Annotated in this window: 24 protein-coding genes; 2 read left to right on the top strand and 22 right to left on the bottom strand. The window is 59.9% G+C overall.

Annotated features, from left to right (window positions below; genetic code table 11):
• Positions 1-57 precede the first annotated feature (57 nt).
• From HKK55_RS17385 to HKK55_RS17435, 11 genes are all read right to left on the bottom strand, one after another.
• Positions 58-1047 (bottom strand): DNA polymerase III subunit delta', encoded by a 990-nt coding sequence (locus HKK55_RS17385; protein WP_169355810.1) that lies wholly within the window; start codon positions 1045-1047, stop codon positions 58-60.
• Positions 1040-1672 (bottom strand): dTMP kinase, encoded by a 633-nt coding sequence (tmk, locus tag HKK55_RS17390; RefSeq protein ID WP_169355811.1) that lies wholly within the window; start codon positions 1670-1672, stop codon positions 1040-1042. Before tmk ends, HKK55_RS17385 begins: the two co-directional genes overlap by 8 nt.
• 19 nt (positions 1673-1691) lie before the next feature.
• Positions 1692-2822, bottom strand: coding sequence for an endolytic transglycosylase MltG (gene mltG / locus HKK55_RS17395; RefSeq protein ID WP_169355812.1), 1131 nt, complete (start codon positions 2820-2822; stop codon positions 1692-1694).
• Between the two features lies 1 nt (position 2823).
• Positions 2824-3639, bottom strand: a complete 816-nt coding sequence (gene pabC / locus HKK55_RS17400; protein ID WP_169355813.1) for an aminodeoxychorismate lyase — start codon at positions 3637-3639, stop codon at positions 2824-2826.
• Positions 3639-4883: a beta-ketoacyl-ACP synthase II gene (fabF, locus tag HKK55_RS17405; RefSeq protein WP_169355814.1), complete on the bottom strand. Its 1245-nt coding sequence runs from the start codon at positions 4881-4883 to the stop codon at positions 3639-3641. Before fabF ends, pabC begins: the two co-directional genes overlap by 1 nt.
• Positions 4884-4993: 110 nt before the next feature.
• Positions 4994-5230, bottom strand: coding sequence for an acyl carrier protein (gene acpP / locus HKK55_RS17410; RefSeq protein ID WP_010165887.1), 237 nt, complete (start codon positions 5228-5230; stop codon positions 4994-4996).
• A 192-nt stretch (positions 5231-5422) separates the two neighbouring features.
• Positions 5423-6166: a 3-oxoacyl-ACP reductase FabG gene (gene fabG, locus HKK55_RS17415; protein ID WP_169355815.1), complete on the bottom strand. Its 744-nt coding sequence runs from the start codon at positions 6164-6166 to the stop codon at positions 5423-5425.
• 17 nt (positions 6167-6183) lie between these two features.
• Positions 6184-7122 carry an ACP S-malonyltransferase gene (gene fabD, locus HKK55_RS17420; protein ID WP_169355816.1) on the bottom strand — a complete coding sequence of 313 codons (939 nt, stop codon included), beginning with the start codon at positions 7120-7122 and terminating at the stop codon, positions 6184-6186.
• A 126-nt stretch (positions 7123-7248) separates the two neighbouring features.
• The gene (gene plsX / locus HKK55_RS17425; protein ID WP_169355817.1) at positions 7249-8259 is read right to left on the bottom strand and encodes a phosphate acyltransferase PlsX; all 1011 of its coding nucleotides are present in this window, start codon (positions 8257-8259) and stop codon (positions 7249-7251) included.
• 4 nt (positions 8260-8263) lie between these two features.
• Complete coding sequence (gene rpmF / locus HKK55_RS17430) at positions 8264-8446, bottom strand: 50S ribosomal protein L32 (protein WP_003179396.1); 183 nt, start codon at positions 8444-8446, stop codon at positions 8264-8266.
• Between the two features lie 13 nt (positions 8447-8459).
• Positions 8460-8990 carry a YceD family protein gene (locus HKK55_RS17435; protein WP_169355818.1) on the bottom strand — a complete coding sequence of 177 codons (531 nt, stop codon included), beginning with the start codon at positions 8988-8990 and terminating at the stop codon, positions 8460-8462.
• Positions 8991-9095: 105 nt separating this feature from the next.
• Between HKK55_RS17435 and HKK55_RS17440 the strand changes: the two genes are divergently transcribed.
• Positions 9096-9674, top strand: a complete 579-nt coding sequence (locus HKK55_RS17440) for a nucleoside triphosphate pyrophosphatase (protein WP_169355819.1) — start codon at positions 9096-9098, stop codon at positions 9672-9674.
• A 132-nt stretch (positions 9675-9806) separates the two neighbouring features.
• Here HKK55_RS17440 and HKK55_RS17445 read toward each other — a convergent pair whose 3' ends face one another.
• Genes HKK55_RS17445 through rluC form a run of 3 tightly spaced genes read right to left on the bottom strand, consistent with a single transcriptional unit; the run spans position 9807 to position 12426 of the window.
• Positions 9807-10796, bottom strand: a complete 990-nt coding sequence (locus tag HKK55_RS17445; protein ID WP_169355820.1) for a S49 family peptidase — start codon at positions 10794-10796, stop codon at positions 9807-9809.
• A gap of 21 nt (positions 10797-10817) precedes the next feature.
• Positions 10818-11480, bottom strand: coding sequence for an HAD-IA family hydrolase (locus HKK55_RS17450; RefSeq protein WP_169355821.1), 663 nt, complete (start codon positions 11478-11480; stop codon positions 10818-10820).
• On the bottom strand, positions 11467-12426 hold the full coding sequence (gene rluC, locus HKK55_RS17455; RefSeq protein ID WP_169355822.1) for a 23S rRNA pseudouridine(955/2504/2580) synthase RluC: 960 nt from the start codon (positions 12424-12426) through the stop codon (positions 11467-11469). The genes HKK55_RS17450 and rluC overlap by 14 nt, the downstream gene beginning before the upstream one ends.
• Before the next feature lie 768 nt (positions 12427-13194).
• On the opposite strand from rluC, the gene rne reads away from it, so the two are divergent.
• Positions 13195-16428, top strand: a complete 3234-nt coding sequence (gene rne / locus HKK55_RS17460) for a ribonuclease E (protein WP_169355823.1) — start codon at positions 13195-13197, stop codon at positions 16426-16428.
• A gap of 67 nt (positions 16429-16495) precedes the next feature.
• Here the strand turns inward: rne and HKK55_RS17465 are convergent, their stop codons facing one another.
• The 8 genes from HKK55_RS17465 to HKK55_RS17500 form a co-directional block, all read right to left on the bottom strand.
• Positions 16496-17080, bottom strand: coding sequence for an NTP transferase domain-containing protein (locus tag HKK55_RS17465; RefSeq protein WP_169355824.1), 585 nt, complete (start codon positions 17078-17080; stop codon positions 16496-16498).
• A complete protein-coding gene (locus tag HKK55_RS17470) occupies positions 17077-18063 on the bottom strand; it encodes an XdhC family protein (protein WP_169355825.1) in 987 nt (328 codons plus the stop codon). The genes HKK55_RS17465 and HKK55_RS17470 overlap by 4 nt, the downstream gene beginning before the upstream one ends.
• The gene (locus tag HKK55_RS17475) at positions 18063-20381 is read right to left on the bottom strand and encodes a xanthine dehydrogenase family protein molybdopterin-binding subunit (RefSeq protein WP_169355826.1); all 2319 of its coding nucleotides are present in this window, start codon (positions 20379-20381) and stop codon (positions 18063-18065) included. Before HKK55_RS17475 ends, HKK55_RS17470 begins: the two co-directional genes overlap by 1 nt.
• Positions 20378-20848 carry a (2Fe-2S)-binding protein gene (locus HKK55_RS17480; RefSeq protein ID WP_169355827.1) on the bottom strand — a complete coding sequence of 157 codons (471 nt, stop codon included), beginning with the start codon at positions 20846-20848 and terminating at the stop codon, positions 20378-20380. The genes HKK55_RS17475 and HKK55_RS17480 overlap by 4 nt, the downstream gene beginning before the upstream one ends.
• Before the next feature lie 261 nt (positions 20849-21109).
• Positions 21110-22129 (bottom strand): UDP-N-acetylmuramate dehydrogenase, encoded by a 1020-nt coding sequence (gene murB, locus HKK55_RS17485; RefSeq protein ID WP_169355828.1) that lies wholly within the window; start codon positions 22127-22129, stop codon positions 21110-21112.
• Positions 22126-22590, bottom strand: a complete 465-nt coding sequence (locus tag HKK55_RS17490; RefSeq protein WP_169355829.1) for a low molecular weight protein-tyrosine-phosphatase — start codon at positions 22588-22590, stop codon at positions 22126-22128. The genes murB and HKK55_RS17490 overlap by 4 nt, the downstream gene beginning before the upstream one ends.
• On the bottom strand, positions 22590-23354 hold the full coding sequence (kdsB, locus tag HKK55_RS17495; RefSeq protein WP_169355830.1) for a 3-deoxy-manno-octulosonate cytidylyltransferase: 765 nt from the start codon (positions 23352-23354) through the stop codon (positions 22590-22592). Before kdsB ends, HKK55_RS17490 begins: the two co-directional genes overlap by 1 nt.
• Complete coding sequence (locus tag HKK55_RS17500; RefSeq protein ID WP_003174668.1) at positions 23351-23536, bottom strand: Trm112 family protein; 186 nt, start codon at positions 23534-23536, stop codon at positions 23351-23353. The genes kdsB and HKK55_RS17500 overlap by 4 nt, the downstream gene beginning before the upstream one ends.
• Between the last annotated feature and the right edge of the window lie 18 nt (positions 23537-23554).

Here is a 23554-nt window from a genome sequence, read left to right on the forward strand (position 1 = left end):
TTACAACTTGAGTCGCGGGAAGTGTCTGGCCAACGATACACCTGTCGGCCACTGAAATTAACGGCGGCCGAGCAGGCCGACCCATTGCACCAACAAGGCCTCAAGCAACAGCACGCGGTTGAGGTTGGCCTTGCCCAGGACCTTCTGGCGTTGGGCGAGGATCCAGTCCTGAATGTTCAAGACCTTGTCCTGGGCACTCTTCTGCGCCAGGTATTGCACAACCTTGCGCATGTCCGCCAGGCCCAGGCCGTTTTCATCCTGAGTCAGTTGGTAGCGCAGGATCAGGCTCGACCAGTCGCAGAACCAGTCAAACAGCAGCAGCAATGGAATGTCTTTCCAGGCGGTTTCAGCCAATTGCGTAGCAGATTGCTCTTGTTTGAGCAGCTTCTTCACGCCATCCACCACCAGCGCCCGCTGTTCGCGCACGCCTTGGGCCTGCAACTTGACCGCAGCCAGTGGTGAACCGGCAGCCAGGGTTAGCAGTTCAACCCGCTCCTCTTCGGAGCACTCCGGCAAGGCCTGGCCCAGCCACTGCAGGCTCATGGCTTCGCTGGGCAACGGGCAAGCCTGTTGCACGCAGCGGCTGCGAATGGTCGGTAGCAAACGGCTGGACTGATGACTGACCAGCAACAGAACGGTATTGCCGGACGGTTCTTCCAGACTCTTGAGCAAAGCATTGGCGGCGTTGATGTTCATCGCCTCCACCGGTTCGATCAACACCACCTTGCGCCCGCCCATCTGTGCGGTCTGCACCACGAAGCCGACCAGATCTCGAACCTGATCGACCTTGATCGCCTTGTCCGCCTCTTCCGGCTCCAGCAGATAGTTGTCCGGATGGCTACCGGCTTTAAGCAACAGGCACGATTTGCATTGCCCGCACGCCTCCAGACCGTCCAGCCGCTGACACAACAGGTTGGCCATCAGCCGCTCGGCCAGCGCGCGCTTGCCGATGCCTGCAGGGCCATGGAGCAAATAGGCGTGGGCATGTTGGGCACGACCGGCCAACTGCTGCCAGAGACCGTCCTGCCACGGGTAGGCTTCAGCCACGGTAAAGCTCCAACATTTTTGGCAACAGGGTATCCAGTGATTGCTGAACCTGAGCCAGGGGCTGCGCCGCGTCCACCAGGCAGTAACGTGCCGGGGCTGCTTCAGCGCGCTTGAGGTAGGCACTGCGTACCGCATCGAAAAACACCCGACCTTCCAGCTCGAAACGATCCAGACGGCCACGGGCACTGGCGCGGGCCAGGCCGACTTCCACCGGCAGGTCGAACACCAGAGTCAGGTGCGGACGCACGTCGCCCTGAACGAAGGTCTCCAGGGTTGCGATGCGCTCCAGGGACAGGCCACGACCGCCGCCCTGATAGGCGTAAGTCGAATCGGTAAAGCGATCACAAATCACCACCGCACCACGGGCCAGGGCCGGGCGAATCACTTCAGCCAGATGCTGGGCGCGGGCAGCGAACACCAGCAACAGTTCGGTATCCGGGTTCATTGGCTCCTCGCCCGGTGTCAGCAAGACTTCGCGAATCCGCTCGGCCAGAGGAGTGCCGCCTGGTTCGCGGGTCAACAACACCTCGATGCCCTCGGCGCGCAAACGCTCAGCGAGGTATTCACGGTTGGTGCTTTTGCCGGCGCCTTCCGGGCCTTCCAGGGTAATAAACAAGCCAGTCACAGGCAGTCCTTAGTCAGAGTCATTGCGGGCTTTGCGGCGCGTCGGCGTCCGGCACTGAAGCAGGTTCGGGCGCTTGTTCGGCGGGGGCCTCGGGGGCGGCATCCGTCGGCTTCGCCACGGGCGCAGGGCTGGAACGATAATCGGCGCGACGCTTCATCTGGAATTCACGCACTGCTGAATTATGCGCATCCAGGTTGTCAGAGAAAATATGGCTGCCGTCGCCACGGGCGACAAAGTACAGGCTGCTGCCCGGCACCGGGTTCAGCGCCGCATGAATGGCCTCACGACCGACCATGGCAATCGGTGTCGGCGGCAGGCCACTAATCACGTAAGTGTTGTAGGGCGTGGCTTCTTTGAGGTGGGCGCGGGTCAACTTGCCGTTATAGCGCTCACCCAGGCCATAGATCACCGTCGGGTCGGTTTGCAGCAACATGCCGATCTGCATACGCCGTACAAACACCCCGGCAATCTGCCCACGCTCTTCTGGCACACCGGTTTCTTTCTCCACCAGGGAGGCCATGATCAGCGCTTGATAGGGCTCGGTGTAGGGCGCGTCGGGAGCGCGCTTGCTCCATTCCTGAGCGAGGACATCGTCCAGTCGGTTGTAGGACTTTTTCAGTAACTCAAGGTCCGTCATGCCACGCACGAAACGATAGGTATCCGGGAAGAACCGCCCTTCCGGGAAAATGCCTGGGTGACCGAGCTTATCCATCACCTCGCTGTCGCTCAAGCCCGAGAGGGTTTGCTCGATTTTTTCATGCTTGGCCAGGGCGGCGCGCACCTGACGGAAGTTCCAACCTTCCACCAGCGTGATGCTGTACTGCACCACTTCGCCACGCTGCCACAAACCGATCAGGCCCTGGGCGGTAAGGCCGGGTGTCATGCGATATTCACCGCTGTGCAGCGGCTGACCGTCGAGGTTGAAACGCCAGTAGAGACGCAACCAGAAGGCATCCTTAAGCACGCCGTCATTTTCCAGACGATTGAAGGTGCCGGTGGGTGTCGCACCGGCCGGCACATCCAGCAACTGCTCCTGGGTCAGGTTTAAAGACTGTTCCAGGGCCGAGTTCATCTTCCAGGCAGAAGCGCCCAGCAGCAGACCCGCCAGGACCAGACCGATCTCCAGCAACAGTACAAATTTACGTCTCAAATCAAATATCCAATAGCGCGCGAACAATGCCTTGCAGTTTACGGGTGAGCGGCCCAACCGACCAGCTCATTGCCCCACATCCACGCACCGGCCAAATGCCATACACGCTGTTGCAAACGAAGACTTCATCAGCCTGTTGCAATTGGTCAAAACTTACATCGGCCACGATTACCGGGATGCCCAACGTCCGCGCTTGGGCCAACAACTCGGCCCGCATGACGCCAGCGACACCGCAACGATTCAGATCAGCGGTCAGCAACATGCCGTCACGCACCAGGAACAGGTTGCTGAACACGCCTTCGATGACTCGACCGGACATATCCAGCATCAAACCTTCTGCATGATCGGCATCCAGCCACTCGGAACGGGCGATCACCTGCTCCAGGCGATTGAGGTGCTTGAGACCGGCAAGCAAGGGTTGCTCGGACAAACGGGTAACACATGGAAACAGGCGTATGCCAGACGAACCATGAGCTTCGGGATAAATGGCAGGTGGACTGCCTTGTAGAATGCGACGCGCTGGGGCGCCCGCGTTGATGCCATAACCGCGCAGGCTATCGCCACGCGTGAGGATCAACTTGAGGACACCGTCGCCCAAGACGGCGGCATAGGCCAACAACTCGCTGCGGATCAACGACTGATCCACAACAATCGCCAACCGCCTGCAGCCTTCGTCCAGGCGCTGCAGGTGGCGATCGAGCAGCACCGGCTGCCCGGCCTTGACCGCGATGGTCTCAAACAGACCATCGCCGTATGCCAGGCCGCGATCTTTCAGGGGCACTGCGTCCTCCGGCTGACCGTCGACCCAGCTGTGCATTACTCGGCGAACCGACGGAACACCAGGGAACCGTTAGTGCCGCCAAAGCCAAACGAGTTGGACAGCACCACGTCGATCGGCATCTTCTGCGGCTCGTGAGGCACGAAGTTCAGGTCGCAACCCTCATCCGGCTCATCCAGATTGATGGTCGGCGGTGCGACCTGATCCTGGATCGCCAGCACACTGAAGATCGCCTCGACCGCGCCCGCCGCACCCAACAGGTGACCGGTCATGGACTTGGTGGAGCTCACCGCCAGCTTATAGGCGTGCTCGCCAAACACCGACTTGATGGCCTCGGCTTCCGCCAGGTCTCCGGTAGGAGTCGAAGTGCCGTGGGCGTTGATGTACTGCACCTGATCGACGTTGATCTTGGCATCACGCAGTGCGTTGGTGATGCAACGTGCAGCGCCTGCACCATCGGCCGGCGGCGACGTCATGTGGTAGGCATCACCGCTCATGCCAAAACCGATCAGCTCGGCGTAGATGGTCGCGCCACGAGCCTTGGCGTGCTCCAGCTCCTCGAGGACCAGCGCACCGGCACCATCGGAAAGCACGAAGCCATCACGGCCCTTGTCCCACGGACGGCTGGCACGGGTCGGCTCGTCATTGCGGGTCGACAGCGCCCGGGAAGCACCAAAGCCGCCCATGCCCAGACCGCAAGCTGCCATTTCGGCGCCACCGGCGATCATCACGTCAGCCTCGTCATAGGCGATGTTGCGCGCCGCCATGCCGATGCAGTGAGTGCCCGTGGTGCACGCCGTGGAAATGGCGTAGTTCGGCCCCTGAGCACCCAGATGGATGGACAGGAAGCCGGAAATCATATTGATGATCGAACCGGGCACGAAGAACGGTGAGATTCGACGGGGACCGGATTCGTGCAGGGTGCGACTGGTTTCTTCGATATTGGTCAGACCGCCAATACCCGAACCCATGGCCACGCCGATGCGCTCACGGTTGGCGTCGGTGACTTCCAGGCCGGCATTACGCATCGCCTGAAAACCGGCTGCCAGGCCGTATTGAATGAACAGGTCGAGTTTGCGGGATTCCTTGACCGAGAGATATTCCTCGACGTTGAAACCCTTTACCGAGCCGCCAAAACGGGTGGAATAGGCAGAAAGGTCCGTATGCTCAATCAGACCAATACCACTGTGGCCAGCCAGAATGCCCTGCCAACTGCTCGGCACATCCGTACCCAGTGGCGACAACATACCCATACCGGTGACTACGACGCGTCTACGCGACACAGCACTCTCCTTTTTCTAATGACGACACTTTGCATCAGGCCTAAAGGAAAAAACCGCACGCCATAGGGCAGTGCGGTTTTTCCATCACAGCAAGCGACGATTACAAACTATTACGCCTGGTGGCTAGTTACGTAGTCGATAGCAGCTTGAACAGTAGTGATTTTTTCAGCTTCTTCGTCCGGGATTTCGGTCTCGAATTCCTCTTCCAGAGCCATCACCAGCTCAACGGTGTCAAGGGAGTCGGCACCCAGGTCTTCAACGAAGGAAGCAGTGTTGGTCACTTCTTCTTCTTTAACGCCCAGTTGCTCGGCAACGATTTTCTTGACGCGCTCTTCGATGGTGCTCATACCTTGTTTTCACTCCTAATGGACAAATTCAGGCAGCTGGCCAGTGGGTAAGTGTATAGAAAGGCTTTTCAGCTTTTCAACTGAAAGCTTCACCCTCGTACCCTATTGGCCATCTGTCTATAAATAGATTGCAGCTTTATAACGGATTTTAGACAGCTCGTATGACATTTTTTTGAAGCGATCCGTCACAATTTAACTCATGTACATCCCGCCGTTCACCGGGATTGTAGCCCCAGTCACGTATGCCGCACCGTCGGATGCCAGGAAAGCGACCACATTCGCGATCTCTTGAGCCTGGCCTAGACGGCCCAGCGGAATCTGCGTCAGCAAGGCTTCACGCTGCGTCTCAGGCAATTCGCGGGTCATATCGGTGTCGATGAACCCTGGGGCCACCGAGTTGACCGTAATCGACCGCGAGCCGACTTCACGCGCCAGTGCACGGCTGAAACCTTCCAGACCTGCCTTGGCGGCGGCGTAGTTTACTTGGCCTGCGTTGCCCATGGCACCCACTACGGAGCCAATATTGATAATTCGCCCCCAACGCGCCTTGGTCATACCGCGCAAAACCCCCTTGGACAGGCGAAACAGACTGTTCAAGTTGGTGTCGACGACATCATGCCACTCGTCGTCTTTCATGCGCATCATCAGGTTATCGCGGGTGATACCGGCGTTGTTCACCAGGATAGCCGGAGCACCGAACTGTGCAGTGATTTCGGCCAATACGGCAGCCACGGACTCATCGCTGGTCACGTTAAGCTCAAGACCGGTGCCCTGAACGCCATTTTCCTTCAACGTCGCGGCAATACGCTCAGCGCCGGCGGCGGAGGTTGCGGTACCGATGACCACAGCGCCCAGACGGCCCAGTTCCAGGGCGATCGCCTGGCCAATGCCACGGCTTGCGCCAGTAACCAGTGCAACTTTACCTTGCAGACTCATGCAGGCTTCTCCTTAGTTCAGGCCAGTGCCGCGCGAGCGGCAGCGAAGGCATCCGGGGTATTGAGGTTAGAAGTCGACACGCCTTCGGCGCAGCGCTTGTTCAGGCCGGCCAGGACTTTGCCGGGACCGCACTCGACCAACTGGGTCGCACCATTAGCCGACAGGGCCTGAACCGACTCAACCCAGCGGACCGGCTTGTACAGCTGCTCCAGCAGGTCGCGCTTGAGGGTTTCCAGATCCGGAGCAACAGCCGCACTGACGTTCTGTACCAATGGAATCTGCGGCGCCTGCCAATTGATAGCGGCGACAGACTCGGCAAAACGCTCGGCAGCCGGACGCATCAGCTCACAGTGGGACGGCACGCTGACCGGCAGCGGCATGGCACGCTTGGCGCCACGGGCCTTGCAGCCTTCGATGGCACGCTCGACAGCCGCCTTGGCACCGGCGATCACCACCTGGCCTGGGGAGTTGAAGTTGACGGCACTGACCACCTCGCCCTGAGCCGCTTCGGCACAGGCTGCGATCACGTCAGCGTCTTCCAGGCCGAGAATCGCGGCCATGCCACCCTGCCCGGCAGGAACAGCTTCTTGCATCAGTTGACCGCGACGCTCCACCAGCTTGACCGCTTCACCGAGGGTCAGGCTGCCAGCGGCTACCAGGGCACTGTATTCGCCCAGGCTATGGCCGGCGACATAAGCCGGACGTGCACCACCTTCAGCCAGCCACAAGCGCCACAGGGCGATCGAGGCGGTGAGAATGGCCGGCTGGGTCTTGTCGGTTTGGTTAAGCTGCTCTTCCGGCCCCTGCTGGGTCAGCGCCCACAGGTCGTAACCCAGGGCATCGGAAGCTTCCTTGAAAGTTTCCAGGATCAGCGGATATTCCGCGCCCAGCTCGGCCAACATGCCGAGGGACTGCGAACCCTGCCCTGGAAAGACGAATGCGAGGGATGTAGACATGTAACAAGCCCCTAATGATCTGGTCGTCGGAAATTGGCGCCCCACAGGTGGGAGCGCAAGAAACTGACAGATTGGATGGTCAATTGAACTGGCCGGTCACATTTAAGCATTTCCGGCCCCATTCGCCTAAGGCAACAGATCCTCAAGGCGGCCGCGCAAGCGTTGTGGCAGGTTTTCCTGGATCTCGATCAAGGCACGCTGGATGGCGCTTTGAAAACCCTGCACCCCTGCCGAGCCATGGCTTTTGATCACAATACCCTGCAACCCCAGGAAACTCGCACCGTTATGCCGCGCCGGTGCCAGGTCCGCCTGCAAGCGCCGCATCAAAGGCAGCGCCAGAGCGCCCACCACGCGTGAAGCAAGGTTGCGCTTGAACAAGGCCTCGATGCGCGCAGCAATCATCGTCGCCAGGCCTTCGCTGGATTTGAGCAGGATATTGCCGACAAAACCGTCGCACACCACCACATCCGCTTCGCCCCGGTACAACCCGTCACCCTCGACAAAACCGATGTAATTCAAGCCCCGCGCACCCTGCAACAAACTGGCAGCCAGCTTGACCTGCTGATTACCCTTGATGTCTTCGGTGCCAATGTTGAGCAGGGCCACCCGAGGCCGCACCACACCCAGCGTTTCCGCGGCCACCGATCCCATCACGGCAAATTGCAACAAGTGCTCGGCACTGCAGTCGACATTCGCCCCCAGGTCCAGCAACTGGCAATAGCCACGCTGGGTGGGAATTGCCGCCACCATCGCCGGCCGGTCAATGCCTGGCAGGGTTTTCAACACATGACGGGACAACGCCATCAAGGCCCCGGTATTGCCAGCACTGACACAGGCCTGAACCTTGCCATCACGCAACAGCTCAAGGGCCACACGCATCGAAGAGTCCGGCTTGCCACGCAGCGCCTGCGCAGGCTTTTCATCCATGCCAATGGTTTCGCTGGCAGCCGTAATCGTCAGGCGCACGCGATCCACCGCCGGATGGCTGGCAATCAATTCTTCAAGTAGGGAGGGTTGACCGACAAGGGTCAGGTGCAGCGAGGGTGTGGCAGACAGGCAAGCAATACTGGCCTGAACAATGCTGCGGGGACCGAAGTCCCCGCCCATTGCGTCAATCGCGATGACTTGAGCAGACAAGTGATTACTCGTCAGCGCCCTTGTCGATCACTTTACGACCACGGTATACGCCTTCTGGCGATACGTGGTGACGCAGGTGAACTTCACCGGTGGTCTTTTCTACGGACAGGGTGCTAGCCTCGAGAGCATCGTGGGAACGACGCATGTCACGGGCAGAGCGGGATTTTTTGTTCTGCTGAACAGCCATAATTGATTAACTCCTAAACGTTTGGGTCACGCTTTAACTGCGCCAATACACTGAACGGGTTGGACCGCGTTACCTCGTCCTCGCTCGGCTCGGCCTCGTCATCGAGACCCTCCGGCTGCTGGCATTCTTCCGGATGATGAGCAGGCACAATGGGCAAGGCGAGCAGAAGCTCCTCCTCGATCAGTGCATGCAGATCCAATGGATCTTCGCCCAGTTCCAGCACGTCATAACCTTTCGGCAACGACTGGGTATTCGCACCCTCTTTCACCACAGCATAACTGCATTCGCTGTGGATCGGCAGGGTGACCAGCTCAAGACAACGCTGGCAAACCATTTTGACTTCAGTGTCGATAAAACTGTGAATTACCACAGATTTACGTTCATCTCGTTCAAAAACGAATTTAGCCTGCACCGTACCGACATTGTCGGAAAGCGGGTCGCAGAGTCTCTCCAAATCGGCCAGCAGCACTTCACCTTGAAGGGTGGTGCCACGATCAGCCAATTTGCGCGGGTCAACGTGAGGTGGAATCGGGTCATTCAACATAGGCGCAGCATTATAGGGATGCCCCCAGCCATGTCAAAGGAAATTCAGCCCTGTCCGTCACCTGGCCACCTCGCTAGAATTCGCGACTGCCCTGAGGAGACGTCCATGCTGCCTTTATTACTCGCTTCCAGCTCGGTTTATCGCCGGGAATTGTTGAGCCGCCTGCACCTGCCGTTCACCTGCAGCTCACCGGATATCGACGAAAGCCACCGCGCGAACGAGACGGCCGAGGAGCTGGTCAAGCGCCTGGCCGAGGAAAAAGCCCGGGCGCTTGCTGGCAGCTATCCAGGCCATCTTATTATCGGCTCCGATCAAGTCGCAACGCTCGACGACCAGATCATCGGCAAGCCTCACACTTTCGAGCAGGCACGCGAGCAGTTACTGACGGCCAGCGGCAAGCGAGTCAGCTTCCTGACCGGCCTGGCAGTGCTGAACAGCGATACCGGGCACCTACAGGTCGACTGCATCCCCTTCACCGTGCACATGCGCACGCTGGACGCGGCGCGCATCGAGCGCTACCTGCGAGCCGAACAGCCCTACGACTGCGCTGGCAGCTTCAAGGCCGAAGGCTTGGGAGTGAGCCTGTTTCAAAGCACCGAAGGGCCAGACGCCACCAGCCTGGTGGGCCTGCCACTGATTCGACTGGTGGATATGCTGCTGACTGAAGGCGTGCAAATCCCCTGAATACACCGCAAACCAAATGTGGGAGGGGGCTTGCTCCCGATGGCGGTGGATCAGTCAATTTATCTGTAACTGACCCACTGCTATCGAGAGCAAGCCCCCTCCCACATTTTGATCTACACCAGGCTTGAAATCTCAGCGCAGCGTCGGCCCCTGGAAGCCCATATACAGCGCCAGCTTCTCAGCTACGCTGGCACCGAGCTTCTTGGAAAAGCGATCAAACGGCGATTCCTGAACGGTGAAATCCACCAGCTCTTTCTCGCCAATCACGTCCCGCGCCACCGAACTGGCACTGCCCAGGCCATCGATCAAACCCAGCGGCAGCGCCTGCTCGCCAGACCAGACCAACCCGGAAAACAGCTCAGGATGGTCTTTATCCTTGAGTCGATCACCCCGCCCCTGCTTGACGCTGGCGATGAATTGCCGATGAGTGGTATCCAGCACATTCTGCCAGAACTGGGTTTCATCAGCCTTTTGCGGCTGGAACGGATCCAGGAACGACTTATGCTCACCAGAGGTGTACGTCCGACGCTCGACACCCAGCTTTTCCATGGTGCCGACAAAGCCGTAACCGGCCGCTGTCACACCAATGGAACCCACCAGGCTGGCCTTGTCGGCGTAAATCTGGTCAGCGGCGCTGGCGATGTAATAGGCACCCGAAGCACCCAGGTCGGAAATTACCGCATACAGCTTGATGTCCGGATGCAAGCCGCGCAGACGACGGATCTCGTCATACACATAACCAGACTGCACCGGACTGCCGCCCGGGCTGTTGATGCGCAGAATCACAGCCTTGACCTTTGAATCCTCAAAGGCTGCCCGCAGGCTGCTGACGATATTGTCGGCGCTGGCAGACTCCTTGTCGGCAATCACCCCGCGCACTTCGATCAACGCCGTGTAATTACCGCTACGGGTGGCGTTTTTTTCCATATCCATCAGCGGACTGAACAGCGCCAGCATGCCCAGCAGATAAACAAAGGTCAGCAGCTTGAAAAAGATTCCCCAACGTCGCGAACGACGCTGCTCCTGGACGCTGGCCAGCAAGGTTTTTTCCAGCAGCTTCCAGCTTTTGTCATCGTTGCTATCGGTACTGGCCTTTTCAGGCGCTTTCCACTCATCGGTCATGCCATCCACCCCAGCAAAGACTTAATTGGCCTGACTGAGCCAGGCCTGCAATTCAGAAAAACGGTCAATCGTCAGCCTGGGCTCGTACGCCTGCAAGGCCTGGGCAGACTGGGCACCGTAGCTGACCGCCACGGAGTCCATCCCGGCATTGCGCGCCATCATCAGGTCGAACGACGCATCACCCACCATCAACGCCTGCCGAGGAGACACGCCACAATGGGCGAGGATCTGCTCCAGCATCAGCGGGTGGGGCTTGCCAGCTGTTTCATCCGCCGCACGGGTGGCATCGAAATAATCGCTCCAGCCATGGGCCTTGAGCACTCTATCCAGGCCACGACGCGCCTTGCCGGTCGCAACAGCGAGGTGATAGCCCTCGCCACGCAACGCATCCATGGATTGCACCACCCCCTCAAATAGCGGCGAAGGCTCGGCATCCAGGGCCATATAGTAATCGGCATAGTGCTGGCGAAACGCGACCAAATCATCGTCACCGATCTGCGGATACAGGGTGCGAATGGCCTCTGCCAGGCTCAGGCCAATGATGCCCTTGACCGCCAGGTCCTCGCAGGGCTCAAACCCCGAGCGCGTCGACGCCATGTGCATCGACTCGACAATCCGACCAATGGAATCGCACAGCGTGCCATCCCAATCAAAGATCAGCAGCTTGTAATCAGGGTGCGACACTCAGGCGCTCCACGGTCTTGGCCCACATTTCATCGACAGGTGCTTGCAGCTTCAACTCGCCGCCATCAGGCAGCGGCACGGTCAGCATGTAGGCGTGCAGAAACAGGCGCTTGCCACCCAGGTCGCGGATTTCCTTGGAGAAATCCTCATCGCCGTATTTGGTATCACCGGCAATGCAGTGACCAGCATGCAAGGTATGGACGCGGATCTGGTGAGTGCGACCGGTAACCGGCTTGGCCTCGACCATCGTGGCAAAGTCACCAAAGCGACGCAGCACCTTAAACAGGGTCAGCGCTTCCTTGCCCTCCTCGTCCACCTCGACCATGCGCTCACCGGAACGCAGGTTGCTCTTCTGCAATGGCGCACGGACGCTCTTGATGGAGGTTGCCCAGTTGCCACGTACCAGCGCCATGTAGCGCTTGTCCACACCGTCACCGCGCAGGGCAGCGTGTAGATGGCGCAACATGCTGCGTTTCTTGGCGATCATCAGCAGACCAGAGGTATCGCGGTCCAGACGATGGACCAGTTCCAGCTCCTTGGCATCTGGGCGCAACTGACGAAAGGCTTCGATTACCCCGTAGTTGAGGCCGCTGCCGCCGTGAACGGCGATACCACAAGGCTTGTTGATCACAATCAACGCCTTGTCTTCGAAGACAATCGACGCTTCAAGGCGCTGCAACAGGCCCTGGGCCAGAGGAACAGGTTCGTCACGCTCAGGCACCCGTACCGGCGGCACACGGATGATATCGCCCGCCTGCAGCTTGTACTCGGGCTTGATCCGCCCCTTGTTCACGCGCACTTCGCCCTTACGCAAAATGCGGTAAATCAAGGTCTTGGGCACGCCTTTGAGCCTGGCAAGAAGAAAGTTGTCGATGCGTTGGCCGGCATATTCCGGCGAGACCTCAAGCAGCTGGACGCTGGGGGTCTGGGGGGCGGTAGTCGTCATGGCGGCGATGATAACAATTTTTTATGGAATTGAAGCACTTAATCATTGCTGCTATAGTCGCGAACGCCGCCAAAAGCGGCCTGGACAGAGGACTAGCGGCAAACTGCCGGCCCTGACCATCGCAATTCATCAGGACGCGAGGCCGTCCTACGGGGCTTTCGCCACCCTGGAAGGCTCGAGATTGTAACAAGCGCAGGTGACATGAGGCCTGAAGCGAGTGCAAAAAGCAGAGTAGATACTCGCCTTTTGCGCCGATATTTACGGCCAGTTCACAAAGTGCAGTCAGTCTTGAGCCAGACCACGGCGAATGCTTCGGAAACAACGCCTGTTACGAGCTGAGTGAGAGCACAGTCGCCCACACCCGGTCTTGTTTAGCCATGAGCGTGGACTCCCCATTGGAGAACACGGTAAATGCCAACCCGCTGCGGATTCTGCGCGCGGCAGCACCCGAATTATCAGGGATACGTGTAGGGTGGAGATGCACAACCGTCGGACCGTGTAGCACTAGGCTTATATTTAGACGCTTCATCTCGTCCACAGTCGCCGGTTGATTCCTCCTCCTGACCTTAGCTTTTGTTGAAGTGGTGCCTTTGTCACCACCGCTAACAAGCAGGACGCGTCCGTCGCGATACCGGCCCAATTGGCTGGTTTTTGCTGGACACTGGAGTGGCCAACCACTCTTGACGCACCTGACACCGACCGTGAGAAGTCGTGTGTGCCGAACGCCGTTTCCGGCAGCCCGGAAACCGACGGTACAACATGAAAAGAATGCTGATTAACGCAACTCAACCCGAAGAGTTGCGTGTTGCACTAGTAGATGGCCAACGCCTCTACGACCTGGACATCGAGTCCGGTGCACGCGAGCAGAAGAAGGCCAACATCTATAAAGGCCGGATTACTCGTATCGAGCCAAGCCTTGAGGCTGCCTTTGTCGATTTCGGCTCCGAGCGCCACGGCTTCCTGCCCCTCAAAGAAATCTCCCGCGAATACTTCAAGAAAGCCCCCGAAGGCCGCGTGAACATCAAGGACGTCCTGAGTGAAGGCCAGGAAGTCATCGTTCAGGTAGAAAAAGAAGAACGTGGCAACAAGGGCGCCGCCCTGACCACCTTCATCAGCCTGGCTGGCCGCTACTTGGTCCTGATGCCGAACAACCCACGTGCCGGTGGCATTTCCCGCCGCATCGAAGGTGAAGAACGCAACGAACTGCGTGAAGCACTGAACGGCTTGATCGCTCCGGCCGACATGGGCCTGATCGTGCGCACTGCCGGCCTGGGCCGCAGCAGCGAAGAGATGCAGTGGGACCTCGATTACCTGCTGCAACTGTGGACCGCTATTAAAGAAGCGTCCCTGGATCGTTCCGCGCCATTCCTGATCTATCAGGAAAGCAACGTGATCATCCGCGCCATCCGCGACTACCTGCGCCAGGACATCGGCGAAGTGCTGATCGACAGCGTTGAAGCCCAGGACGAAGCCCTGACCTTCATCCGCCAGGTAATGCCGCAGTACGCCAGCAAGATCAAGCTGTACGAAGACAGCGTTCCGCTGTTCAACCGTTTCCAGATCGAAAGCCAGATCGAGACCGCCTTCCAGCGCGTCGTCGAATTGCCTTCCGGTGGTTCCATCGTTATCGATCCGACCGAAGCACTGGTGTCCATCGACATCAACTCGGCGCGCGCCACTAAAGGCAGCGACATCGAAGAAACCGCCCTGCAGACCAACCTGGAAGCGGCTGAAGAAATCGCCCGCCAACTGCGCCTGCGTGATATCGGTGGCCTGATCGTCATCGACTTCATCGACATGACCCCGGCCAAGAACCAGCGCGCCGTGGAAGAAAAAGTCCGTGAATGCCTGGAAGCCGACCGTGCCCGCGTACAAGTCGGCCGTATTTCGCGCTTCGGCCTGCTGGAGATGTCCCGCCAGCGCCTGCGTCCATCCCTGGGCGAAAGCAGCGGTATCGTCTGCCCACGTTGCAACGGCACTGGCATCATCCGTGACGTTGAATCGCTGTCCCTGGCGATCCTGCGCCTGATCGAAGAAGAAGCCCTGAAAGACCGCACTGCCGAAGTTCGCGCACAAGTGCCGATCCCGGTGGCCGCGTTCCTGCTCAACGAAAAGCGCAACTCGATCACCAAGATCGAACTGCGCACGCGTGCCCGCATCGTCATCCTGCCGAACGATCACCTCGAGACGCCGCACTTCGAAGTGCAGCGCCTGCGTGATGACAGCCCGGAAGCCCACACCAATCAGTCCAGCTACGAAATCGCTGCTGCCGCTGCCGACGTGGAAGAAGTCCAGCCAGCCGCTGCGACCCGCACCCTGGTTCGCCAGGAAGCCGCCGTCAAGACCGCACCAGCCCGTGCCAACGCACCGGTTCCGGTTGAAGCCGCAGCTCCAGTTGCTGCGCCAGCCGCCCTGCCTGAGCCAAGCCTGTTCAAGGGTCTGGTGAAGTCACTGGTCAGCCTGTTCGCGACCAAGGAAGAGCCGGTTGCTCCAGCTGTGGCCGAGAAGCCAGCCACCGAGCGTCCTGCCCGTAACGAAGAGCGTCGCAACGGTCGCCAGCAGAGCCGTAACCGCAACGGTCGCCGTGACGAAGAGCGCAAGCCTCGCGAAGAACGTGCACCGCGTGAAGAACGCGCACCACGTGAAGAGCGTCAGCCACGCGAAGCCCGTGAAGAAACCCCGGCCGTAGCCCGTGAAGAACGTGCACCACGTGCCCCTCGCGAAGAGCGTGCACCGCGCGCGCCTCGTGAAGACCGCAAGCCACGTGGCGAGCGTGAAGAACGCGTGCGTGAACTGCGCGAACCTCTGGATGCAGCTCCAGCCGTTGCCGCTACCGCTGCCGCCACTGCCGAAGAACGCCCAGCTCGTCAGCCTCGTGAAGAACGTGCTCCACGCGCACCGCGTGAAGAGCGTCAACCTCGCGCCGAACAAGCCGCAGCCGCCAGCGAAGAAGAAGAACTGCTGTCCAACGACGAGCAGCAACAGGAAGACGGTCAGGAGCACGCCGAAGGCGATCGCCCACGCCGCCGCTCCCGTGGCCAACGTCGTCGCAGCAACCGTCGTGAGCGTCAACGTGATGCCAACGGCAACGTGATCGAAGGCTCGGAAGAGACCGGCGAAGCTACTGACGACAACACCAACGAACCGACTGGCGCCGAGCTGGCTGCCGGCCTGGCCGTTACCGCTGCCGTTGCCAGCTCGGTCATCAGCGCACCTGCTGAAGCCCAGGCCAATGAGCAAGCCGAACGCGCTACCGCCGCGGTCCAGGAACAAACTGTTGTAGAGACGCCTGTCGTTGAAGCGCCAGTGGTTGAAGCAACGACTCCAATCGAAGCTCCAGCGGTTCCGGAAGTGGAAGTTGCACCGGCTCGTGAAGTTCGCGAAGCCCTGCCGGAAGTTGAAGTGGTAGCCGAACCTCTGGTGGTTGCTGAGCAACAGCCAGTGGTTGAAGCTGCCGTAGAAGCGCCGGTGGCCGAGCCGACTCCTGAAGTGCGTGAAGTTCGTGAAGAACAGACCGCATTCCAGTGGACTGCCGAACCAGCCGCTGTTGTCGAAGCACCAACACCTGCTCCGGTCGTAGAAGAAGCTCCAGCGCCAGTCGCTGAAGTGGTTGCTGCCGAGCCAGTCGCCGTTGTTGCCGAACCAGCGCCAGTCGTAGAAGCGCCAGTCGTTGCCGAAGCCACTCCAGTGGTAGAAGCCGCCCCTGTCAGCGCCCTGACCGAAAACGGTCGTGCGCCGAACGACCCGCGTGAAGTACGCCGTCGCAAGCGTGAAGCCGAACGTCTGCAGAAGGAAGCCGAACTGGCTGCCGCGGCTGCTCCGGTCGTAGCCGAAGTTGCACCGGTTGTCGCTGAAGTCGTCGAGGCATCCGCCCCGGCAGTTGAAGCCGTGGTTGAGCACACCGCCCCTGCCATCGACGAGAACCTGCGTTCCGTTGAGGAAGTGGTGGAGCACAACCCTAAAGCCCTGGAAGAAGAGCACGAGCCTAAACCCCTCGCCTGATTCCATCGGCCACTAAAAAGCCCCGCCTGAGTAATCAGGCGGGGCTTTTTTATGTCTGCTGCATCCATTACCGATAATGCAATGCCTCTGGCACATCCACATCCCACAGCACGCCTGGGTCAACAACCGGCACTTCCAGCACCAAGGCCTGGGCAAACAAAGGTTTTGCTCCTCTATCCCCGGTCAGCGCCATCAGGGCAGGTCCGAACGAACGGCCAAACCCTACAGGGTGACCATACTGACCCTCATGCACTGGAACGCTGATACCGTCCTGCTCAACTCCAGCCACCACGTGCTCGATACTCGAAGGCAGGACAAACGGCATGTCGCCCAGTACCACCAACCATCCGTCGCAAGCACCACTGGCCGCTACCGCCGCCGCGATGCTGTCGCCCATGCCAGTCGAGGGTACAAGCAACACTTCACAACCATGGGCCTGCGCCAGGCGAATGACTTCGGATCGATCAGGCGAGGTGACCACCCAGCGCTTGGCAACACTGGCCGGCAGATTGGCCAACACCTGCTCAATCACCGGCCGCGTAGCGCCATCACGGCCCACACAAGGTGCCAGCAGCTTGTCCTGATCCACCTGCGCACGAAAACGACTGCCCTGCCCCGCCGCCAGGACAATCGCGGTAATTGGCCCCCTCAACTGACCGTCACCTGCAACGGCTTCTTCTGCAACAGATCCACGCCATTCTTGATGGCCACAATTTCCGCCATCAACGACAGCGCAATCTCCGCTGGCGTATGGCTGCCGATGTGCAAACCGATAGGCCCATGCAGGCGCTCAATCGCTTGTGATGCCAGGCCCAACGCCGCGAGGTTTTCCCGACGCTTTTGGCTGTTAACCCGCGAACCCAGGGCGCCAATGTAAAACGCCCTGGAGTTCAACGCGGTGAGCAGCGCCATATCGTCCAGGCGCGGATCATGGGTCAGCGCGACAATCGCCGTGCGCTCGTCCGTCTGGATGTTCAGCACCGCCTCATCGGGCATGCCCGGCACGAAGCGTCCGTGCTGCTCCTCCCAACCGTAGACAAACTCCTTGCGCGGGTCGCAGATCAGCACTTCGAAATCCAGCAGCCGGGCCATTTCCGCCACGTAGCGCGACAACTGGCCGGCGCCGATCAACAACAAACGCCAGCGCGGCCCATAAATGGCGCGCAGACGCTCGCCGTCGAACGTCAGCGTGTCGGTCTTGCTCGCGCCGTTCAAGGTCACGTCGCCGGTGGTCAGGTCCAACTCCCGCGCGACAATCTCATGGGCCTCACAACGCGCCAGCAGTTCAGCCACCCAAGCTGGATCGCCGACGCGCTCTTCGGTCAAGCGCAAAGTCCCGCCACAGGGCAGACCAAAACGTGCCGCTTCATCGCGGGTGACGCCGTAGGTCACCAACTGCACCGGCGGCCCATCTTCAAGCAAGCGGCCATCCTGCAAGCGGGCGATCAGGTCATCCTCAATACAACCGCCGGAGACCGAGCCGATGACCACCCCGTCCCCGCGCAAGGCCAGCATGGCCCCCGGCGGCCGGGGCGCGCTGCCCCAGGTCTGGACCACGCTGTACAGCACCACCCGCTGTCCGGCGCGGCGCCACTCCAGCACGCTGCGCAAGACATTCAGATCGACGCTGTCCATCAGGCCTTCGCCTCCTGCCAACCCTGCAACTGATAACGCACCGGCAGGTTGCGGATGCGCTTGCCGGTGGCGGCAAAGATCGCATTACACAAGGCCGGTGCAATTGGCGGCACTCCTGGCTCACCGACCCCGCCCAAGGGCACGTCGCCTTTTGGGGTCACCAGATGCACGGCAACTTCCTTGGGCGCCAGAGACATACGCGCCACTTCGTACATATGGAAGTTGTCCTGCTGAACCTTACCGTCCTTGAAGCTGATTTCCCCCAGCACCGCATTGCCCAGGCCCATGACGCAGGCGCCTTCGAACTGCGAGCGAATACGCTCCGGGTTGATCTGCGGGCCGCAATCCACGGCAATGTCGGCCTTGTGCACAATCAAGGTACCGTCATCTTTGACTTCGACCTCAATGACAGCTGCCACATAGGTGACGAAGCTGTAATGCACCGCCAGGCCCAAGCCACGTCCTTTGGGCAAAGTGCGGCCCCAGCCGGCGGCCTTGGCGGCGGTTTCCAGCACACCACGCAAGCGTGCGGTGTCGATGGGATAACGCTCAGGGGATTCGCCGTAGTTCCATTCGTCACTCAGGGTCTTGGGATCGATCTGACGGTCCGGGCCCAGGAGTTTGAGTTGGTACTTCAGCGGATCCTGGCCAGCCTTATGGGCCAACTCATCGACAAAACTCTGGATCGCAAAGCCGTGAGGAATGTTCGACACCGAGCGATACCAGCCAACCCGCGTATGGGCCGCCGCCTCGGGGTTTTCCAGACGCACATTGGGGATCGCGTAGGCCATGTTGGTAAAGCCCATGCCCAACTCGAACGGCGCCTCGTGGTTCATACCCGGGGCAAACAACGCGGTGATACTCGGCGCCACCGTACGGTGCAGCCAGGCTGATGGCATGCCGTCCTTATTCAGGCCCGCCTTGAGGTACTCGGCGGACACGGTATGGAAATAGGAGTTATGGATATCGTCTTCACGGGTCCATTGCACGCGCACAGCCTTGCCCGGGAACTCCTTGGCCAGCACGGCAGCCTCGACGATGAAATCCGGTTTCGATTTACGACCAAACCCTCCGCCCAACAGGGTGACGTTGAAGGTGACGTTATCGAAAGGCAGGCCCAACCGCTCGGCAATCCGCTCGCGGGTCACTTGGGGTGCCTGGCTGGGGGCCCAGGCTTCGCATTGCCCCTTGTCATAGCGCGCAATGGCAACCATTGGTTCCATCGGCGACTGAGACAGATGTGGCAAGTAATAAGCGGCTTCCAGGGTGCTGTCGGCGTCGCCCAGCGCCTGGTCGATGCTGCCCGTGTTGCGCACCACTTTGCCCGGTTTCAAAGCTGCGGCTTCCAGTTCCTTGCGGTAGTCGATGGAGTTGTAGCCCGCGTTAACACCGTCATCCCAGACGATCTTCAAAGCCTCACGCCCCTTGATCGCCGCCCAGGTATTGCTGGCGATCACCGCCACGCCGCCCAAGGGCTGGAACTCCGACGGCAGCGGCCGGCTTTCGATTTCCAGGACCTTGACCACACCTGGGACTTTCAGCGCCGCGCTGGCATCGAAGGATTTGACCTTGCCGCCATAGACCTGTGGCCGCGCAATAGTGGCATAGAGCATGCCGTCAAAATGCACATCGGCACCGTAGACCGCCCGGCCGTTGACGATGTCAGCACCATCAATGGCCTTGGTGCCCTCTTTACCGATGTAACGAAACTCCGAGGGTTGCTTGAGACGCAGGCTGTCCCGCGCTGGGACCGCCAGTGCGCCGGCCGCAGCGGCCAGGGCGCCATAACCCAGTTCACGACCGCTGGGCTGGTGAATCACTTTATGTAACTGCGCATGGCACTCACCCACCGGGACCTTCCACTGTTCGGCAGCGGCCTGTTCCAGCATGGTTCGCACAGCCGCGCCGCAACGACGCATCGGCTCATACCAGTGACGCATGCTGCGCGAACCATCGGTATCCTGGTTGCCGAAGCGCACTTCATCGCCTGGCGCCTGCTGGACTTTCACCAGGGCCCAATCAGCCTCCAGCTCATCGGCCACCACCATGGTCAGGCTGGTGCGTACGCCCTGGCCCATTTCCGAACGGTTGCAGATCACTGTCACGGTGCCGTCGGTGGCAATGCTGACGTAAACCTTGGGGTCATCGATCACACCATGAGGCATGGCATCACCGCCGTATTTCTTCACCTCTTCGGCAAACGCATCCGGCAAGCCCCAACTGGCAGCGACCACCAAGGCACCGGTGACGCCAACGCCTTTGAGGAAGCCGCGGCGGCTGAGGTTGTTCAGGACGAAATCAACAGGTAACCGGTTCATGCCTTGGCCTCCTGCAAATGAGTAGCGGCCTGACGGATCGCAGTCTTGATGCGATTGTAGGTGCCGCAGCGGCAGATATTGCCGACCATCGCCTCTTCAATTTGTTCGTCGCTGGGGTTGGGATTGGTTTTCAGCAACGCGGTGGCAGACATGATCTGCCCGCCCTGGCAATAACCGCACTGGGCCACAGCGGTATCCAGCCAGGCTTGCTGGACCACTTGGCCGACAGGGTCGTTATGCAGGTTATCGATGGTGCTGATGTTCTGGCCCTTGACCGAGCCAATCGGGGTGATGCAACTACGGGCCGGGGAGCCGTCGATATGAATGGTGCACGCGCCACACAGGCCCATGCCGCAACCGAATTTAGTGCCGTTGTAGCCAGCCACGTCGCGGATAGCCCATAACAGCGGCATATCTTCAGTGACGTCCAGTGGATGGTCTTGACCGTTGAGCTTCAGGGTAATCATGGGCACGCCCGCATATTTATTGGGTTATGGGGTCGAGCAATCTGCCGCTTGAGGCAAGCGGAATCGGTTCACGCAGATGGCTCAGGCTAATCGGGCTCTCTTGTGAAGACGGATCTTCACTGGACCCTTGATGAACGGCATCGATATAAAGCAAAAGAAAGCATCGTTAGTCAGCTAAGTTAACTCACCTGGCATTACGGTGTGAAGAGAACAAAAAAGCCCTGCAATGCAGGGCTCGATCAGTCAAAAAAGAAGCTTAGCTCAATAGCGATTGGGCTCCATTTCCAAATCAACCTTGAAGCGCTGGGCGATGTCCTGTTGGATCCGTTGCGCCAGGTTGGAAATCTCTAACCCCGTGGCGCCGCCGTAGTTGACCAATACCAGAGCCTGCAAGCGATGCACGCCGGCATCACCCTCGCGAAAGCCTTTCCAGCCAGCCTTGTCGATCAACCAGCCGGCGGCCAATTTCATCTGCCCGTCCGCCTGAGGGTAAGCCACCAGATCCGGGTACAAGCCCTGCAACTCGGCAGCCAGCACCTGGGAAACCAGTGGGTTCTTGAAGAAACTGCCCGCATTGCCCAGTACCGCAGGGTCTGGCAGTTTCTCGCTACGAATGCTGCATATCGCCCGACTGACATCGCTTGGCGTCGCCAGAGTAACCCCTTGCTCGGTCAGTCGCTGCTGAACCGGACCGTACTCCAGCTTCAAGTGCACAGCGCGACTCAGGGCAAAACGTACCCGCAAGATCAGCCAACGCCCCACTTCGTGCTTGAACAGGCTGTCACGGTAAGCAAAGTTACATTCAGCCAGGCTGAAGTCCCGCAGTTCGCCGGTCTGGCGATCCAGGGCAGTCAGGCCGCAAAACACGTCCTTGATCTCTACACCGTAAGCGCCGATGTTCTGCATCGGTGCCGCCCCGACCGTGCCAGGGATCAGGCTGAGGTTTTCCAGACCGGAAAAACCGTGCTCCAGGGTCCACAGCACAAACGGATGCCAGGTTTCGCCGGCTTCGGCTTCGACCACGACCTGCACGCCATCGTCGTGGAGCACCCGAATACCCTGGGTGGCCATGCGCAGCACCACGGCATCGATGTCCTGGGTCAGCAACAGGTTGCTGCCACCACCAATCACCAGCAATGGCAGTTGTTGCCCAGCTGCATAGGCCAGGGCCTCACGCACGTCGGCGTCACTGTGGGCCTGTGCAAACAACCGGGCGCGCACATCGATGCCAAAGCTGTTGAACGGCTTGAGCGAAACCTGCGCTTGAACGTGCAAGGTCATAACCGCCCCTTCAATTCAATCACCAACAAATCACAGGCGCGCTCGATCAGGTCCAATACCTGTTCGAATCCTTGCTCGCCCTCGTAGTACGGGTCTGGCACTTCATCCACCACCGAGTCGTAGCGGCGCAGGAACAGGTCCAGCTCCGCCTTGCCTTGGGCCGGTTGCATCGCCTTGAGGTTGCGCAGGTTGCTGTGGTCCATGGCCAGGATCAGGTCATACCGGGAAAAGTCGGCACGGGACACCTGCTGGGCACGCTGGGCCGACAAATCGTAACCCCGCTGCAACGCTGCGCGCTGGCTGCGTTTGTCCGGTGCCTTGCCAATGTGCCACTCACCGGTGCCGGCGGAGGCCACTTCGACCTGAGCTGCCAACCCCGCTTCACGCAGCTTGCGGCGCAGCACGCCTTCGGCGGTGGGCGAGCGACAAATGTTACCCAGGCAGACGAACAGAACTTCCATCAAGCCCCCAGCAGACGGCGCACGCGCTCGAGGTCTTCAAGCGTGTCGACACCGGCCGGTGGCGCTTCCAGGGCGTCGCCCACATGGATCCGCACGCCGTGCCACAAGGCACGCAGTTGCTCCAGGGATTCGGTGTTTTCCAGCCAGCACGGCCCCCAACTGACAAAGTCATGGAGGAAACCGGCGCGGTAGGCATAGATGCCAATGTGGCGGCGGTAAGGCACGCCAGCCGGCAACACATCAGGATTCCTGGCGAAGTCATCCCGCGCCCACGGCAAGGTGGAGCGGCTGAAGGTCAGTGCCAGACCATTGATGTCGCTGACCACTTTCACCACGTTCGGATTGAACAGGGTTTCAATGTCTTCGATCGGCTCGGCCAGGGTCGCCATGCGTGCTTCGCCATGGGCCGCGAGATTGGCGGCCACCTGGTCGATGACGCCGGGCGGGATCAGCGGTTCGTCGCCTTGCACATTGACCACAATGGCGTCAGGCGCCAATCCAAGCTGCGTGGCCACTTCGGCCAGACGGTCGGTGCCGGAATTGTGATCTTCACGCGTCAACACCGCTTCGGCGCCAAAGCCCTTGCAGGCTTCGATGATGCGCAGGTCATCGGTGGCCACGACCACACGCTCGGCGCTGCTCTTGCAGGCCTGTTCCCAGACCAACTGGATCATCGGCTTGCTGCCGATCATCTGCAGGGGTTTGCCCGGCAGACGGGTGGAGGCATAGCGCGACGGAATGACAACGGTGAAGGCGGTGGTCATTTATCCAGGCGCTCGTCGGTGGTCAAGGTACGGGCTTCGCTTTCAAGCATCACCGGAATGCCATCGCGGATCGGGTAAGCCAGGCCAGCGCCCTTGCTGATCAGCTCGGTTTTGTCAGCGCTGAGCTTGAGTGGACCTTTGCAAATCGGGCAAGCGAGGATGTCGAGCAGTTTGGTGTCCATGAGTGTTTCCTGGAGAGC

The sequence above is a fragment of the Pseudomonas sp. ADAK18 genome (genome assembly GCF_012935695.1).
Lineage (GTDB): Bacteria > Pseudomonadota > Gammaproteobacteria > Pseudomonadales > Pseudomonadaceae > Aquipseudomonas.

Bases quoted from the DNA above. Each gene is read 5' to 3' on its own strand.
- pabC (WP_169355813.1), bottom strand. From the start codon at position 3,639: ATGCACAGCTGGGTCGACGGTCAGCCGGAGGACGCAGTGCCCCTGAAA.
- acpP (WP_010165887.1), bottom strand. From the start codon at position 5,230: ATGAGCACCATCGAAGAGCGCGTCAAGAAAATCGTTGCCGAGCAACTG.
- fabG (WP_169355815.1), bottom strand. From the start codon at position 6,166: ATGAGTCTGCAAGGTAAAGTTGCACTGGTTACTGGCGCAAGCCGTGGC.
- fabD (WP_169355816.1), bottom strand. From the start codon at position 7,122: ATGTCTACATCCCTCGCATTCGTCTTTCCAGGGCAGGGTTCGCAGTCC.
- rpmF (WP_003179396.1), bottom strand. From the start codon at position 8,446: ATGGCTGTTCAGCAGAACAAAAAATCCCGCTCTGCCCGTGACATGCGT.
- HKK55_RS17435 (WP_169355818.1), bottom strand. From the start codon at position 8,990: ATGTTGAATGACCCGATTCCACCTCACGTTGACCCGCGCAAATTGGCT.
- HKK55_RS17440 (WP_169355819.1), top strand. From the start codon at position 9,096: ATGCTGCCTTTATTACTCGCTTCCAGCTCGGTTTATCGCCGGGAATTG.
- HKK55_RS17445 (WP_169355820.1), bottom strand. From the start codon at position 10,796: ATGACCGATGAGTGGAAAGCGCCTGAAAAGGCCAGTACCGATAGCAAC.
- rluC (WP_169355822.1), bottom strand. From the start codon at position 12,426: ATGACGACTACCGCCCCCCAGACCCCCAGCGTCCAGCTGCTTGAGGTC.
- rne (WP_169355823.1), top strand. From the start codon at position 13,195: ATGCTGATTAACGCAACTCAACCCGAAGAGTTGCGTGTTGCACTAGTA.
- HKK55_RS17470 (WP_169355825.1), bottom strand. From the start codon at position 18,063: ATGGACAGCGTCGATCTGAATGTCTTGCGCAGCGTGCTGGAGTGGCGC.
- HKK55_RS17475 (WP_169355826.1), bottom strand. From the start codon at position 20,381: ATGAACCGGTTACCTGTTGATTTCGTCCTGAACAACCTCAGCCGCCGC.
- HKK55_RS17480 (WP_169355827.1), bottom strand. From the start codon at position 20,848: ATGATTACCCTGAAGCTCAACGGTCAAGACCATCCACTGGACGTCACT.
- murB (WP_169355828.1), bottom strand. From the start codon at position 22,129: ATGACCTTGCACGTTCAAGCGCAGGTTTCGCTCAAGCCGTTCAACAGC.
- HKK55_RS17490 (WP_169355829.1), bottom strand. From the start codon at position 22,590: ATGGAAGTTCTGTTCGTCTGCCTGGGTAACATTTGTCGCTCGCCCACC.
- kdsB (WP_169355830.1), bottom strand. From the start codon at position 23,354: ATGACCACCGCCTTCACCGTTGTCATTCCGTCGCGCTATGCCTCCACC.
- HKK55_RS17500 (WP_003174668.1), bottom strand. From the start codon at position 23,536: ATGGACACCAAACTGCTCGACATCCTCGCTTGCCCGATTTGCAAAGGT.